This is a genomic window from Massilia aquatica, assembly GCF_011682045.1.
GTDB lineage: Bacteria > Pseudomonadota > Gammaproteobacteria > Burkholderiales > Burkholderiaceae_D > Telluria_A > Telluria_A aquatica.
This window is the reverse complement of sequence record NZ_VVIW01000085.1, coordinates 1-255: the sequence shown is the minus strand read 5'-3', so window position 1 is coordinate 255 and position 255 is coordinate 1. Positions and strand designations below refer to the sequence as shown.

The 255-nt window shown below is 59.6% G+C and carries 1 protein-coding gene; it reads left to right on the top strand.

Annotated elements, in window-relative coordinates; genetic code table 11:
* A partial coding sequence (locus F1609_RS34035) for a transposase (protein ID WP_370661713.1) occupies positions 1 to 255 on the top strand: 255 nt, incomplete at both ends.

Sequence of the window (255 nt, the reverse complement as noted above, 5' to 3'; positions counted from 1 at the left end):
CAGTCGATGAGACTGCCCACATCGTCGTGGCGGCAGAACTCGTCAACAGTGCCGCCGATAGTGGTCAATTGGCGACGGTGCTGGCGGCGGTAAAGCGCAACGTCGGTGACGATGCTGAGCTGGTGCTAGCCGATGCAGGCTACCGCTCGGAAGCAATGCTCGAGCAACTACGCGATCACCCGTCCGAACTGATTGTGGCACTCGGCCGGATTGGCAAGCAGGAAGTGGTGATCGATCCGAAAAAACGGCCTCTGT